Below are 13,661 nucleotides of genomic sequence, written 5' to 3' on the forward strand. Positions count from 1 at the left end.
CATCACATACATTTCGTATTTTAGCCAATTGTTGAAGTGATATCCCTTTAAAGATAAGAATTTTTCCTTTTCCCTGATTTTTTTCTATGGCTGGCATTTATCTCCATATCCCTTTTTGTCGTAAACTGTGCTATTATTGCGATTTTCATTTTGTGGCCACTCTTAAGTATAAAGAGCCCATGCTGAAAGCCTTAAAAAGGGAAATAGAACTGCGCAGCCATGAATGGAAAGATGAGTTGTTTCAAACAGTGTATTTTGGCGGCGGCACACCTTCTGTGCTATCTGTGGAGGAGCTAAAATCTCTTTTTGTTGCAATAGAAGAGAATTTTCAGGTGGCGGATGATGCTGAGATTACACTCGAGGCCAACCCCGACGACCTGAATGGTGAATACTTAGCCCAACTGGCCAATGAAACACCCTTGAACAGACTTAGCATCGGAATACAATCCTTTTCCGATTCTGACCTTCAATTTATGAACCGCAGGCACACGGCAGCAGAAGCCGTACAAGCAGTAATCAATGCACAGCAGGCTGGTTTTTACAACCTCAATATCGATTTAATTTATGCTGTGCCGGGACTTAGTCTGGAACAATGGGAAAACAACATAAACACTTTTCTTGAACTTAAAATTCCTCATTTATCGGCTTATCACCTGGGCATCGAACCTAAGACTGTTTTCGATTACCTGCGCCGGAAAAATAAAATTTCTGCGGTCGATGAGGCTGTGAGTCAGCAACATTATCAATTATTAACCAACCTAATGTGCAAAAATCATTTTCAGCATTACGAAATATCGAATTTTGCCCTGGAGGGTTATTATTCGAAGCATAATAACGGTTACTGGAAGGGGCATAAATACATTGGCATTGGTCCCTCGGCTCATAGTTACAATGGGTTCCGGCGTAGCTGGAATGTTTCGAATAATACGCTTTATTGCCAATCTTTACTCGAAGGAATTGGAAACCATGTATCGGGTGAAACTATTGACGAAACCATGGCCTACAACGAGTACATGCTCACTTCGCTGCGTACCTCACAGGGTGCTTCATTTACAGACATTGGGCGGGTCTTTGGAGCCGAAAAGCTGACCCATACCCGCAATATTCTTCAGGCACTGGCCCCTGGTGGGAATTTAATTCTAACCGATTCAGGCTTTTCAATTAAGGAGCATGCCTGGCTTGTGTCGGACACACTTATTTCAGAATTTTTCATCACCTGAAACCAGCGTATGCTAATACTTACTTTATGACAATCTGCAATTGTCGATGATTTGCTTTGCAGGCAAATTCTCAGGGTTAGGGAAATAATTCTATTTTTGCACTTGATTGTACCTTGCAAAAACTAATTCATGGAACACACACTTACGCTTTATAATACTCTAAGTCGTAAAAAGGAACTTTTTGTTCCCTTCAATCCACCTCATGTTGGCTTGTATGTGTGTGGCCCCACCGTGTATGGCGAACCACACTTGGGGCATGTGCGTATGGCCCTTACTTACGATGTGTTGTATCGTTACCTGATGCATCTGGGTTATAAAGTACGCTATGTGCGCAACATTACCGATGTGGGCCATTTAGAAGACGAATTAGCAGGCGAAGGAGAAGACCGCATTACCAAGAAGGCCCGATTAGAGGAACTGGAACCCATGGAAGTGGTGCAGAAGTTTAAAAATATTTTTAGCGACATTTTTCGCCTGATGAACATTCTTTCGCCTGGCATCGAACCGCAGGCCTCGGGGCACATTATCGAGCAACAACAGATGATTCGGAAAATAATCGACAGGGGCTTTGCCTATGAGTCCGATGGTTCGGTTTATTTCGATATTGAAGCTTACAACAAGAATCATCATTATGGTAAGCTCTCGGGCCGCAAAGTCGAAGATATGCTTTCCAACACCCGGCAGCTCGATGGCCAATCGGACAAGAAAAGCCCGCTTGATTTTGCACTTTGGAAAAAAGCTGCCCCCGAACATCTTATGCGCTGGCCCTCGGAATGGGGCGATGGTTTTCCCGGGTGGCACCTCGAATGTTCAGCTATGGGCACCAAATACCTGGGCGAAACCTTTGATATCCATGGAGGTGGAATGGACCTGATTTTTCCTCACCATGAGTGCGAAATTGCCCAGTCGGTGGCGGCTAATGGCAAAGAACATGTGCGCTATTGGATTCACAACAACATGATTACGATAAAGGGTCAGAAAATGGCCAAATCGCTAAACAATTTCATTACCCTGCACGAACTTTTTTCCGGCGATAGTAAACTACTCGAAAAGGCCTATTCGCCAAATACTATTCGGTTATTTGTCTTACAAGCGCATTACCGCAGCACCGTCGATTTTTCGAACGAAGCCTTGCAGGCATCGGAAAAAGGCTGCGAAAGGCTGATGCAAGCCATGGAAGTACTCCCTTCTGTTCAAGCCTCTGCAATGTCAACAGTAACCGTGAAAGATGCCATCGATGCATTTTATGCTGCCCTCAACGATGACCTGAATACCCCCATTGCAGTGGCCCACCTCTTCGACCTGGTAAAAACCATTAATAACTTAAAGGATAAAAGGGCTGAACTTAACGCCAACGACCTGGAGCTGTTAAAATCTTTTTACCCCACCGCCCTTACCCAGGTTTTGGGCCTTGCCCCGGATCAAGCAGGCAAAAGTAAAGCCTCTTCGGAAGAAGGCCTGATGAAGCTGATTATTGAGTTACGTCAAAATGCCCGCACGAACAAAGATTTTAAAACCTCCGACCTGATACGCGACCGGCTTAAGGAGAATGGAATAGTGTTAAAGGATACCAAGGAAGGCGCCATTTGGGAAAAAGAATAAAAACCAGGAATTCCTATTGCAAGTAATAGGTATTCCGGGGTTTTTGTGAATTAAGTTGTTTGTATGCTACTTGATGTAGTTAAGGTAGTTCTCAGTTAGCCCATCTTTCAGCGAAATGCGTGGCGACCAGCCAAGGGCTTTCAATTTATCTACATTCAACAGCTTGCGGTAAGTGCCATCGGGTTTGGTGCTATCCCATACCAGGTCACCTTCGAAATGGGTAATGTCTTTAATCATCAGTGCCAGATCTTTGATGGTATCGTCCTTGCCTGAACCAATATTCAGAAAGGTGTTGCGCACCTCTTTGGCTTCCTGTTCGCCTATTTCTTTTTTGCGACTTTCTACCAGGTCTTTAAAATCGACCTTTTCCATAATAAACACACAGGCTTCGGCCATGTCGTCGGAGTTCAGGAATTCGCGCAGCGGTTTGCCACTGCCCCATAGGCTTACGGTAGTTTTTTTGCCGTCGAAGCTTATTCCGTATTTTCCCAATACTGCCATAATTGATTGCTCCGGGGCCTTTCCATCAACACCCTCAATGGGCAGTTGGTTCAGGTCTTTTCGAATGGCATCCCAATCGTTTTTCATCAGGCACTTGCCTAAGTGCATTTTACGGGTCAGGGCAGGCAGCACATGCGATTTTTCGAGGTTGTAATTGTCGTTGGCGCCATACAGGCTGGTTGGCATCACAGGTATAAAGTTAGTGCCATATTGTATGTTATAGCTCTCGCACATTTTCAGGCCTGCAATTTTTGCAATGGCATAAGGCTCGTTGGTGTATTCGAGGGTGTTGGTAAGCAGGTATTCTTCTTTTATAGGCTGTGGGCACTCTTTCGGATAAATGCAACTGCTTCCCAGAAATAAGAGTTTTTTTACACCATTCTTATAGCTGTAGTGTATGACGTTGTTTTGGATTTGTATGTTTTCATAGATGAAAAAGCCCCGGTAAGTATTGTTGGCCATCATGCCTCCCACTTTTGCAGCAGCCAGAAAAACGTATTCAGGTTTTTCGGTTTCGAAAAAATGGGCAGTGGCCTGCTGGTCAGACAAATCGAGTTCTTTACTGGTGCGCACGACAAGGTTGGTATAGCCTTGTTTCTGAAGTGTACGAAGAATGGCGCTGCCCACCAATCCACGATGGCCGGCAACAAATATTTTACTATCCTTTTTCATGGTTTCTCTTTTATTGATTGGTATGAATAAAAAAAATACACCTGCAAAAAGGTGCAGGTGTAGCTGGTTTATTTTATTCGAAATAGTTAAGGGTTTGGTACCCTCCATCTTTCAGGTATTGCTCTTTTTTCATTAGCTTGATATCGCTCCAGACCATGTCTTTCACTAAAGCAGGCAGGTCGTATTGTGGCTCCCAACCCAGTTTTTGTTTGGCTTTTGATGGGTCTCCGATTAAGAGGTCTACCTCAGTGGGCCTGAAATAGCGGGGATCTACCGAAAGAACTTCCTTTCCTGCCGGAAGCTGGAACTCTGGGTTGCGACAAGCTTTTACGAAAGCTTTTTCGTTAGCACCAGTGCCTTTAAATTCCAATTCGATACCAACTTCATTAAAGGCCATTCTTACAAATTCGCGTATTTCGGTGGTTACTCCAGTAGCAATAACATAATCTTCAGGCGTATCTTGCTGCAAAATGGCATGCATGGCTTTTACGTAGTCTTTGGCATGGCCCCAGTCGCGTTTCGAAGAAAGGTTACCAAGGTAAAACTTTTCCTCAAGGCCTAATACAATGCGGGCTACCGCACGTGTAATTTTGCGGGTCACAAAAGTTTCGCCCCGAATAGGAGACTCGTGGTTGAACAAGATGCCGTTACAGGCAAACATCTTGTATGCCTCGCGGTAGTTCACGGTAATCCAGTATCCGTAAAGTTTGGCCACTGCATAGGGGCTGCGCGGATAGAAAGGGGTTGTTTCGGATTGTGGTACAGCCTGCACCAAACCATAGAGTTCGCTTGTTGAGGCCTGGTAGATTCTGGTTTTTTCGATTAATCCCAAAATCCTTACGGCTTCCAACAACCGCAGGGTACCGATACCATCGGCATTGGCAGTATATTCAGGAGTTTCGAAACTTACAGCCACATGGCTCATGGCTGCCAGATTGTATATTTCGTCGGGCTGAATTTCCTGTATCAACCGTATGAGGTTGGTCGAATCGGTGAGGTCGGCATAGTGTAACTTGAAATTTAAATTATCAGTATGCGGGTCGAGGTAAAGGTGGTCGATACGGTCGGTATTGAAGCTCGAGGCACGGCGCTTGGTACCATGCACTATATAGCCTTTTTTCAATAAGTATTCGGCCAGATAGGCTCCATCTTGTCCGGTAACTCCGGTTATAAGGGCAACTTTTTTTGTCATATCTGCTTGTTTGTTTATTCTTTGCACATGGGGTGATATTCCCCTTTTAGTCCAATAGGGGTGTTGTTACGAATTGTATAGACAGTTTCGATGGCTGGTTTCGAATCATAAATGCCAAAACCCTGGCCACTTAAAATGTGTTTGTAGCTTTCGGTATGCAGGTCGGTAAAACCGCCGCTGAATTCCATCTCTTCGCCATTAATTGTAATGCTGCGATAGGTACGTTGTCCGGTTTCCTTTACATTATTGGGGATGTCGTTGTAATCGAGGCTTAGATACCATTTAACCCGGGCCCTTTCTAGGTCGAGGTAACCACCAGCTTTGTCGTCTTTCATCTGGTGCACGATGTTTTGCTTTACTCCGCCAAAAAGCCAGAGTAGCATATCGAAAAAATGAACACCAATGTTGGTGGCTATGCCTCCAGATTTATGCACGTCGCCCTTCCAGGAGATATAGTACCAACGACCCCGGCTGGTGATGTAGCTCAGTTCAATGTCGTAGATTTTATCTTTTGGGCCCTGGTCAATTTTTTGTTTCAAGGCAATAATCGAAGGGTGCAGGCGCAATTGCAAAATATTGTAGATACGCTTGCTATACTCTTTTTCAATTTCGCAGAGCGCATCCACATTCCAGGGATTCAAAACCAGTGGTTTTTCGCAAATGGCATGAGAACCCGAACGCAGTGCAAATCGAATGTGCGAGTCGTGCAGGTAGTTGGGTGAACAGATACTGGTGTAGTCTAAGGCTATACCATTGCGGCGCTGTTTGTCGATATGACGGTCGAAACGCTCAAACTCTACAAAAAACGGACTGTCAGGAAAATAGCTGTCGATGAGGCCTACGCTGTCGTTCGGATCGAGTGAAGCCAGCAAAGTGTTGCCAGTATCTTTAATGGCACGCAAATGGCGCGGTGCAATGTAGCCGGCTACTCCTATCAGGGCAAAATTCTTTGGTTGGGTGTTGTTCGTATTCATATTCTGGTGCAAAATTAAAGATAATCCTTACCTCAACAGAACTTGTATGAGGAATGGAGGCAATTATTTGATTAGAGCGTCTTTTATCAGGAGGAAGCACAAAAAAAGTTATGCTACAGACTTAGGTAGTTGATGCTTTTTATCTTTTTGTGGAAAATTCCTTTTACATCGTATAGCGTTCCGGCTTGTGCGAGGAAAGTGGCAATGCTTTCTTCATTCATACTCAGGTATTCTTTGTGTGCCACCGCCACAACTACTGCATTGTATTGTCCTTCTGCTTTTGTTTTGAGGTTTATTTTATATTCGTGTAAAACTTCTTCCGCATCGGCATAAGGATCTACAACATCTACTTTAGCGCCAAAACTTTCAATTTCTTTTACCAGGTCAGCAACTTTCGAATTGCGTATATCGCTTACATCTTCCTTAAAGGTAATGCCCATCACCAAAACCTTTGAGTTGATAATATCCACACCTTGTTTGAGCATGCTTTTTACCAACTGCGTGGCTATGTGCCTGCTCATGCCATCGTTTACTGCACGACCTGCAGTGATAACCTGAGCAAAATGACCTAGTTCGTTGGCTTTAAAAGTTAGGTAGTATGGATCTACTCCAATACAATGTCCACCCACAAGTCCAGGGAAAAATTTCAGAAAATTCCACTTAGTCCCTGCTGCCTCCAGTACTTCGAATGTGTTGATGCCCATTTTACTGAATATCACCGAAAGTTCATTCATCAAGGCAATGTTGAGGTCGCGCTGCGTATTTTCAATAACCTTTGCTGCTTCAGCTACTTTTATGCTGGAAGCCTTGTGTATGCCGGCTTTTATAATCGACTGGTATGTAAGTGCAATTTGTTCCAGTGCTTCCGAATCGCAGCCAGAAACTACTTTCACTACATTGGTAAGGGTATGTACCGAATCGCCAGGGTTTATTCGCTCGGGCGAATAACCCACTTTAAAGTCGGTTTTATATTTCAGTCCCGAAAGTTTTTCGATAATAGGGATACAATCCTCTTCGGTTGCACCCGGATACACGGTTGATTCAAAAACCACATAGTCTCCTTTTTTGATAACTTTTCCGATGGTTTCTGAAGCTCGAAGAAGCGGCGTAAGGTCGGGTTGGTTGTTGGCATCGATAGGAGTAGGCACCGCTACAATGTGAAAGTTTGCAGTTTTCAGTAGTTCAAGGTCTGAAGTAAAGCTGATGTCGCAGTTTTCAAAAGCTTTCTTGTCAAGCTCCTTGCTTGGGTCGATGTGCCTTTGCATGAGGGCAATACGTTTTTCGTTGATGTCGAAACCGATTACTTTGAACCTGCGTGCAAACTCCAGTGCAATGGGCAGGCCCACATATCCTAGGCCAATAACCGATAAGCTGCTTTTTTTACTCTGCAATGACTCGTATACCATAGGTGCTGTTTTTGAGGAAGTAAATATAAAATATCTTGGGGTTTTAACCTCATCAGAGGGTTGTAAACAACAAAAAAACCAGTGCATAAGCACTGGTTTTTTTATCTCGATTGAAAAGTCTATTTCAGACCAAATTCTTTTTTCAGGGTATCGACATAGTCGAGTTTTTCCCATCCAAAGAACTCTACTTTTTCTTTTTTGCTTTCGCCATTGATGTGGGTCACAATTTCGCGTACCTCGCACTGACGGCCCATGTGTCCATAAGCTGCAGTTTCGAGAAAAATAGGTTTTTTAAGGTTAAAGCGCTTGATGATGGCGCTTGGACGAAGATCGAAAATATTTTCAATTTTGCTGGCAATGGCTCCATCGCTAATACCAACTTTCGAGGTACCATAGGTATTTACATACACACCCACAGGTTTGGCAACACCAATGGCATAGGCTACTTGCACCAGTACCTCGCTTGCTATTCCTGAGGCTACCATGTTTTTGGCAATGTGTCTTGCGGCATAGGCTGCAGAACGGTCTACTTTCGAAGCATCCTTTCCTGAAAAGGCCCCACCTCCATGTGCACCTTTGCCACCATAGGTGTCGACAATAATCTTACGGCCTGTAAGACCAGTATCGCCATGCGGACCACCAATAACAAATTTACCAGTAGGATTCACATGTAAAATGAAATCGCCTTTAAAAAGACCTTGAGCTCTTTGTGGTAATTTTGCTTTAGCTCGTGGTATAAGAATGTTGAGTACGTCGTCTTTGATTTTTTTGAGCATCACCTCGTCTTGGTCAAAATCGTCGTGTTGGGTCGATACTACTATGGTGTGAATACGTTCCGGGGTACCGTCCTCCTGGTATTGCAGGGTCACCTGCGATTTGGAGTCAGGACGCAGGTAAGTCATTTGTTTTTTCTCGCGGCGTATGGCGGCAAGTTCTATCAGCAACAGGTGCGATAATTCAAGAGCCAAAGGCATGTAATTATCAGTTTCGGTACAGGCATATCCAAACATTAAACCCTGGTCGCCAGCACCTTGGTCTTCTTCTTTTTGACGCTCTACTCCCTGGTTAATATCGGGCGACTGTTCATGTATTGCTGAAATAACCCCACAACCATCGCCCTCGAACATATAGTCGGCATTGGTGTAGCCAATTTTTTTAATCACATCGCGGGCAACTTTCTGCACATCGACATAAGCTTGCGTTTTTACTTCTCCACTCAGTACTACCAGCCCTGTTGTTACCAGGGTTTCACAAGCTACTTTTGAATTGGGGTCCTGACGCAGGAATTCATCTAAAAGTGCATCCGAAATCTGGTCGGAAACTTTATCGGGATGTCCTTCAGAAACGGATTCTGATGTAAATAAATAACTCATATATAAGGATTAAAATTAAGCGAACAAAAATATCATTTTTTTACTAAAGCAAACTACTGGAAATAAGATTCATATTAATTCCCCGATAGTTCCTTAAAAATAGCTTCTAAAGGGCGTTTTTCTGTTTGCATTTCCAGGAGACTGAGTCCTTTTTCCGATATCAGCTTAAATACCTGTTCGCGAAGGTCATCGCCTGTATCACTTTCGAGGTAAAATATTCTGGGCGATTCTTGTCTGATATTACGAATGGCAGGTATAGAACTAAATAAGGTTTTGTCTGCATCTTCTTTTAGTTCGATGCGTAAGGTTTGCCGATGGTTTTTACTCTGGCGCACCTCTTCAGTAGTTTTATCGGCTACAATTTTTCCTTTGTTAATCATTAGTACCCGATGGCAGATAGCTTCTACTTCCTGCAGAATATGAGTAGAAAGAAGTACAGTTTTTTCTGAGCCCAGATTTTTAATCAGTTCGCGGATTTCTGTAAGCTGCATGGGGTCGAGTCCTGTGGTTGGCTCGTCGAGAATAAGTAGTTGTGGGTTGTGTATCAGTGCCTGTGCCAGTCCTACGCGTTGTTTGTAGCCCTTTGATAGCTGCCCGATTTTCTTTTTTCTTTCCACACCTAAGCCTGTGAGGGCAATTATTTCATCAACACGTGCTGATAGATTCCTGATACCGTAAATTTTACCTGCGTAGCGCAGGTATTCCACTACATATTGGTCGGAATACAATGGGTTATTCTCTGGAAGATATCCGATAAGGCGTTTAAGTTCAATGCCGGCCTCTTGTATGCTGGTGCCCTGAATAAGAATCTGACCCTCGTCGGGGTGAAGTATTCCGCAAATGGCTTTCATGGTAGTGGATTTTCCAGCACCATTAGGTCCAATAAAACCTACAATTTCGCCTTTTTTCAGTTCAAAACTAATAGAATCAACGGCTTTTTGTTCGCCATATAATTTTGTAAGCCCGGATACTACAACACTCATTTTTTTGTGGGTTTGTTTACCTGTAAGAGGCAAGCTGCTGTTTTACAATGCGGGCAATGTATTTGCCAATGATATCGAACTCTAGGTTTACCAGGCTGCCGGGTTTTAACTGATGAAAGTTGGTAAACTCATAAGTATAAGGAATAATAGCAACCTGAAACGATTTTTCTTTCGAATTCACTACAGTCAGGCTTACTCCGTTTACAGTCACGGATCCTTTCTCAACGGTTAAATAATCTTCCTGTAAGGGTTCGTATTCGAAGGTATAGTACCAACTTCCATTTGCTTCTTCTACCTTGGTGCACACAGCAGTCTGGTCAACATGACCCTGCACAATGTGGCCGTCCAGCCTGCCATCGAGTTTGGCGCTACGTTCGAGGTTTACTTTGTTGCCCACCACCAGCTGGCCGAGGTTCGATTTTAACAGAGTTTCTTTGATGGCAGTTACTGTATAGGTATTTCCTTCTTTCGAAACTACGGTAAGACATACCCCATTATGCGAAATGCTCTGGTCGATTTTAAGATCGTTAACAAAAGAGCAGGACAGGCTCAGGTGCAGGTTTTCTTTTTCTTTTTTCAGCCCCACCACAAGGGCAGCTTCTTCGACAATACCGGTAAACATAAATTGATTATTTTTGGAAGCGAAGGTATTAATTTGAATTGAGATTTCATGGACATACCTTTCTAAATCAAATCAGGTCGTATTTTAGTTTAGGTGGCTTAGATCAGGAAATAAAGATAAAGTTCCAGAGCAAAATGATAGATAAAATTCAACAAGCAGTATCTTTCTTAAAGAACCGGGGTATTGATGCACCTGAAACGGGAATAATTCTCGGCACTGGCCTAGGTCAAATGGTCAACGAAATTAAAGTCGAATGTATTATTTCTTATGAAGATATCCCGCATTTCCCGGTTTCGACAGTCGAATCGCATCATGGAAAGTTAATTTATGGCAAAATTGGCAACCGCAGGGTGATTGCAATGCAGGGCAGATTCCATTATTACGAGGGCTACTCGCTGGCTGAGGTTACCTTTCCGGTAAGGGTGATGAAATACCTTGGTATAAGGCAGCTTTTACTTTCCAATGCTGCCGGGGCATTGAATCCAAAGTTTAAAAAGGGCGATTTGATGCTGCTCGACGATCACATAAATTTTATTCCCGACAATCCACTTCGGGGAAAAAATCACGAAGAATTAGGACCTCGTTTCCCCGATATGAGCTGCCCATACTCAACAGAATTGAATAATATGTTACACAATGTTGCAAAAAAGTTGGGATATGCATTGCAGCAGGGAGTGTATGTGGCGTTTATGGGGCCTAACCTCGAAACAAGGGCAGAATACCGCATGTTCAGGAATTTTGCCGATGCGGTGGGTATGTCAACTGTTCCGGAAGTGATTGTTTGTAACCAGATGGGTTTACCCTGTGCGGCCATTTCGGTGTTAACCGACGAGTGCGATCCTGATAACCTGAAACCTGCTGTGCTGGAGGAGATTCTTGAGGTGGCGGAACGTGCCGAAAAAAAAATGACAGCTCTCTTTGTTGAGCTTATCCGCGAACTAGGAGATTGATCAGCGCATCGACACCAACATCACCAGCAAAGTAGCGATTAATCCGGTGAAATAGCCACTCAGCAATTCGGCGTGTGTATGTGCACGAAGCACCAAACGCGCCGAACCCAGCATTCCGCTTGCCAGAATCGCAGCTATCAGCCAGAAAAAGGGCTGTACTTGAAATAAGATAGAAATTGAAAGCAAAAGGCCGGTTATGCCTCCAGCACCTATCATGTGCATGCTGGTTTTATGAAAGACATTGATGAAAAGCAGGAGGATGGAGGTAGTCGCCGTGGCCAGGCTAAAAGCTATAATGACTCTCACAGGCATTACCCGCGACATGAAAATATGCATGGCAATCAGGCAAAAAGCTGTGAGACTTATGGGTAAAATCCGTTCCCGCCGTTCACTGATTTCATAATTGCCAATAAGTCGCCAGAATTTTAAAACGGGCAATAAGGATATGGGCAACAGGATGCCAAAAACTAGTACAATGGCATAGCTGAATTTTTCCAGATTCCAGGGTACAGGATTTACAAAAACACCTGTATGATAAATCAGGTACAGGCCAATCAAAGGTGAAAAAACGGGGTGAAAAAGGTAGGTGAGGAAACGCGCAATGAATACCATGTAGCCCGATTAAAGTTCTTTCCGCATGCGGGCAACAGGAATATTAAGCTGCTCGCGGTACTTGGCCACGGTGCGTCTGGCAATGAGGTATCCTTTATCTTTTAGTATGGCTGCCAGTTTATCGTCGGTAAGGGGTCGTTTTTTATGTTCGGCCTCGATGCAATCCTGCAGTATCTTTTTTATTTCGCGGGTCGATACCTCTTCGCCTGTATCGGTCTGGAGACCTTCGGAGAAGAAAAATTTAAGCGGAATAATACCAAAATGTGTTTGAATGTATTTGCTGTTAGCTACCCGCGAAATGGTCGAAATGTCCAGCCCTGTTTTATCAGCAATGTCTTTAAGGATCATGGGCTTTAGTTTGGTCTCATCTCCTTCGTCAAAAAATTCGCGCTGGTATTCGAGTATGGAATTCATAGTTACCAGAAGGGTGTTTTGCCTTTGTTTGATGGCATCGATAAACCATTTGGCCGAATCGAGTTTTTGTTTCACAAAGCTAACAGCTTCCTTTTGGTCGGCGGTAGATTTACCTTTGCTTGCCGCATAGGAGCGAAGCATTTCGGAATAGGTACGACTCACCCTCAGTTCGGGAGTGTTTCTGCCGTTGAGGCTTATTTCGAGTTGTCCGTCGTTGTTATCGAGAATAAAGTCAGGAATAATTACCTGTGAAGTTTTAATGCCTGAATCGCTGAAGGAACTTCCCGGTTTTGGATTGAGGTGAAGTATTTCATCTATAGCTTCCTTCATTTCCTGATCGGTCAGGTTGAGTTTGCCTTGTATTTTGTCGTAGTGTTTTCGGGTAAACTCGTCGAAATGGTAACGAATAATCTCGTAAGCGTGGGCTACAGGGCCTTGGGCATGCTGTTTGGCACGTATCTGAATCAGCAGGCATTCGCGTAAATCGCGGGCACCAACTCCCACGGGATCAAAATCCTGTATGATGCGAAGAATATCCAATAATTCTTCGTCTTTCACATGAATGTTGAGCGAAAAGGCCAGGTCGTCGGCAATGGCTTCTATTTCGCGGCGCAGGTATCCGTCCTCGTCGATATTGCCAATCAGGTATTCGGCTAGTGCATGCTGATGTTCACTAAGGTTACGCAGGCCCAGTTGTGCTTCGAGGTGATCGTGAAATGAGGCACCCACGGAAAAGGGAATATCAGGTTTACGATCGTCCTTCGAATAATTTTGGGCATAGAGTTTATACGATGGAATATCGTCGGTATTGAGGTATTCGTCAATCGAAAAATCGTCTTTCCCATCATTTTCCTGGGTGGGGGTATCGGCAGGTCCATCGAGTTCTTTGTTGTCAGCTCCTTCTTCGAGTACAGGGTTTTCTTCCAGCTCCTTTTTAATGCGTTGCTCCAGTTGCATGGTTGGTATCTCCAGCAGCTTGATCATCTGAATTTGCTGTGGCGATAACTTTTGAAGCAGCTTTTGTTGTAAGCCCTGTTTTAACATGGTACTTGAATCAAAAAAAATATCCTGCCCTAAAGATAAAAAAAAGGCCCGAAAAATTCAGGCCTTTGCATATTTTATAAGTTTTGAAGCTATGTT

General features: G+C 43.8%; 12 protein-coding genes. 3 read left to right on the forward strand and 9 right to left on the reverse strand.

The features are described 5' to 3' along the window. Nucleotides 1–86 precede the first annotated feature (86 nt). Entirely contained in the window at nt 87–1,220 is a 1,134-nt protein-coding gene (gene hemW, locus IPM71_09015; GenBank protein QQS49760.1) for a radical SAM family heme chaperone HemW, read from the forward strand. A 129-nt stretch (nt 1,221–1,349) separates the two neighbouring features. Beyond that, on the forward strand, nt 1,350–2,822 hold the full coding sequence (locus IPM71_09020; protein QQS49761.1) for a cysteine--tRNA ligase: 1,473 nt from the start codon (nt 1,350–1,352) through the stop codon (nt 2,820–2,822). Nucleotides 2,823–2,888: 66 nt separating this feature from the next. Here IPM71_09020 and IPM71_09025 read toward each other — a convergent pair whose 3' ends face one another. The 7 genes from IPM71_09025 to IPM71_09055 all read right to left on the reverse strand — a co-directional run bounded on the left by IPM71_09025 (nt 2,889) and on the right by IPM71_09055 (nt 10,545). Further along, complete coding sequence (locus IPM71_09025) at nt 2,889–3,995, reverse strand: GDP-L-fucose synthase (protein ID QQS52805.1); 1,107 nt, start codon at nt 3,993–3,995, stop codon at nt 2,889–2,891. A gap of 73 nt (nt 3,996–4,068) precedes the next feature. Next, a complete protein-coding gene (gene gmd, locus IPM71_09030; protein ID QQS49762.1) occupies nt 4,069–5,187 on the reverse strand; it encodes a GDP-mannose 4,6-dehydratase in 1,119 nt (372 codons plus the stop codon). A 14-nt stretch (nt 5,188–5,201) separates the two neighbouring features. Beyond that, the gene (locus tag IPM71_09035) at nt 5,202–6,161 is read right to left on the reverse strand and encodes a Gfo/Idh/MocA family oxidoreductase (protein QQS49763.1); all 960 of its coding nucleotides are present in this window, start codon (nt 6,159–6,161) and stop codon (nt 5,202–5,204) included. A gap of 113 nt (nt 6,162–6,274) precedes the next feature. Further along, nucleotides 6,275–7,567 (reverse strand): nucleotide sugar dehydrogenase, encoded by a 1,293-nt coding sequence (locus IPM71_09040; protein ID QQS49764.1) that lies wholly within the window; start codon nt 7,565–7,567, stop codon nt 6,275–6,277. Between the two features lie 119 nt (nt 7,568–7,686). Further along, the gene (locus IPM71_09045) at nt 7,687–8,940 is read right to left on the reverse strand and encodes a methionine adenosyltransferase (GenBank protein QQS49765.1); all 1,254 of its coding nucleotides are present in this window, start codon (nt 8,938–8,940) and stop codon (nt 7,687–7,689) included. Between the two features lie 74 nt (nt 8,941–9,014). Further along, nucleotides 9,015–9,923, reverse strand: coding sequence for an ATP-binding cassette domain-containing protein (locus tag IPM71_09050; GenBank protein ID QQS49766.1), 909 nt, complete (start codon nt 9,921–9,923; stop codon nt 9,015–9,017). A 16-nt stretch (nt 9,924–9,939) separates the two neighbouring features. Continuing rightward, nucleotides 9,940–10,545: a riboflavin synthase gene (locus IPM71_09055; protein ID QQS49767.1), complete on the reverse strand. Its 606-nt coding sequence runs from the start codon at nt 10,543–10,545 to the stop codon at nt 9,940–9,942. Between the two features lie 134 nt (nt 10,546–10,679). Here IPM71_09055 and IPM71_09060 point away from each other — a divergent pair, with 134 nt between their 5' ends. Further along, complete coding sequence (locus tag IPM71_09060) at nt 10,680–11,495, forward strand: purine-nucleoside phosphorylase (GenBank protein QQS49768.1); 816 nt, start codon at nt 10,680–10,682, stop codon at nt 11,493–11,495. On the opposite strand, the gene IPM71_09065 is transcribed toward IPM71_09060, so the two are convergent. Continuing rightward, entirely contained in the window at nt 11,496–12,107 is a 612-nt protein-coding gene (locus IPM71_09065) for a hypothetical protein (protein ID QQS49769.1), read from the reverse strand. A gap of 9 nt (nt 12,108–12,116) precedes the next feature. Further along, nucleotides 12,117–13,565 (reverse strand): RNA polymerase factor sigma-54, encoded by a 1,449-nt coding sequence (gene rpoN, locus IPM71_09070; GenBank protein QQS49770.1) that lies wholly within the window; start codon nt 13,563–13,565, stop codon nt 12,117–12,119. Between the last annotated feature and the right edge of the window lie 96 nt (nt 13,566–13,661).

It is taken from the genome of Bacteroidota bacterium, assembly GCA_016699695.1.
In the GTDB taxonomy this organism is placed as follows: domain Bacteria; phylum Bacteroidota; class Bacteroidia; order Bacteroidales; family UBA10428; genus UBA10428.

Coding starts and splice junctions, on each gene's coding strand:
- hemW (QQS49760.1), top strand. CDS start 87: ATGGCTGGCATTTATCTCCATATCCCTTTTTGTCGTAAACTGTGCTAT.
- IPM71_09020 (QQS49761.1), top strand. CDS start 1,350: ATGGAACACACACTTACGCTTTATAATACTCTAAGTCGTAAAAAGGAA.
- IPM71_09025 (QQS52805.1), bottom strand. CDS start 3,995: ATGAAAAAGGATAGTAAAATATTTGTTGCCGGCCATCGTGGATTGGTG.
- gmd (QQS49762.1), bottom strand. CDS start 5,187: ATGACAAAAAAAGTTGCCCTTATAACCGGAGTTACCGGACAAGATGGA.
- IPM71_09035 (QQS49763.1), bottom strand. CDS start 6,161: ATGAATACGAACAACACCCAACCAAAGAATTTTGCCCTGATAGGAGTA.
- IPM71_09040 (QQS49764.1), bottom strand. CDS start 7,567: ATGGTATACGAGTCATTGCAGAGTAAAAAAAGCAGCTTATCGGTTATT.
- IPM71_09045 (QQS49765.1), bottom strand. CDS start 8,940: ATGAGTTATTTATTTACATCAGAATCCGTTTCTGAAGGACATCCCGAT.
- IPM71_09050 (QQS49766.1), bottom strand. CDS start 9,923: ATGAGTGTTGTAGTATCCGGGCTTACAAAATTATATGGCGAACAAAAA.
- IPM71_09055 (QQS49767.1), bottom strand. CDS start 10,545: ATGTTTACCGGTATTGTCGAAGAAGCTGCCCTTGTGGTGGGGCTGAAA.
- IPM71_09060 (QQS49768.1), top strand. CDS start 10,680: ATGATAGATAAAATTCAACAAGCAGTATCTTTCTTAAAGAACCGGGGT.
- IPM71_09065 (QQS49769.1), bottom strand. CDS start 12,107: ATGGTATTCATTGCGCGTTTCCTCACCTACCTTTTTCACCCCGTTTTT.
- rpoN (QQS49770.1), bottom strand. CDS start 13,565: ATGTTAAAACAGGGCTTACAACAAAAGCTGCTTCAAAAGTTATCGCCA.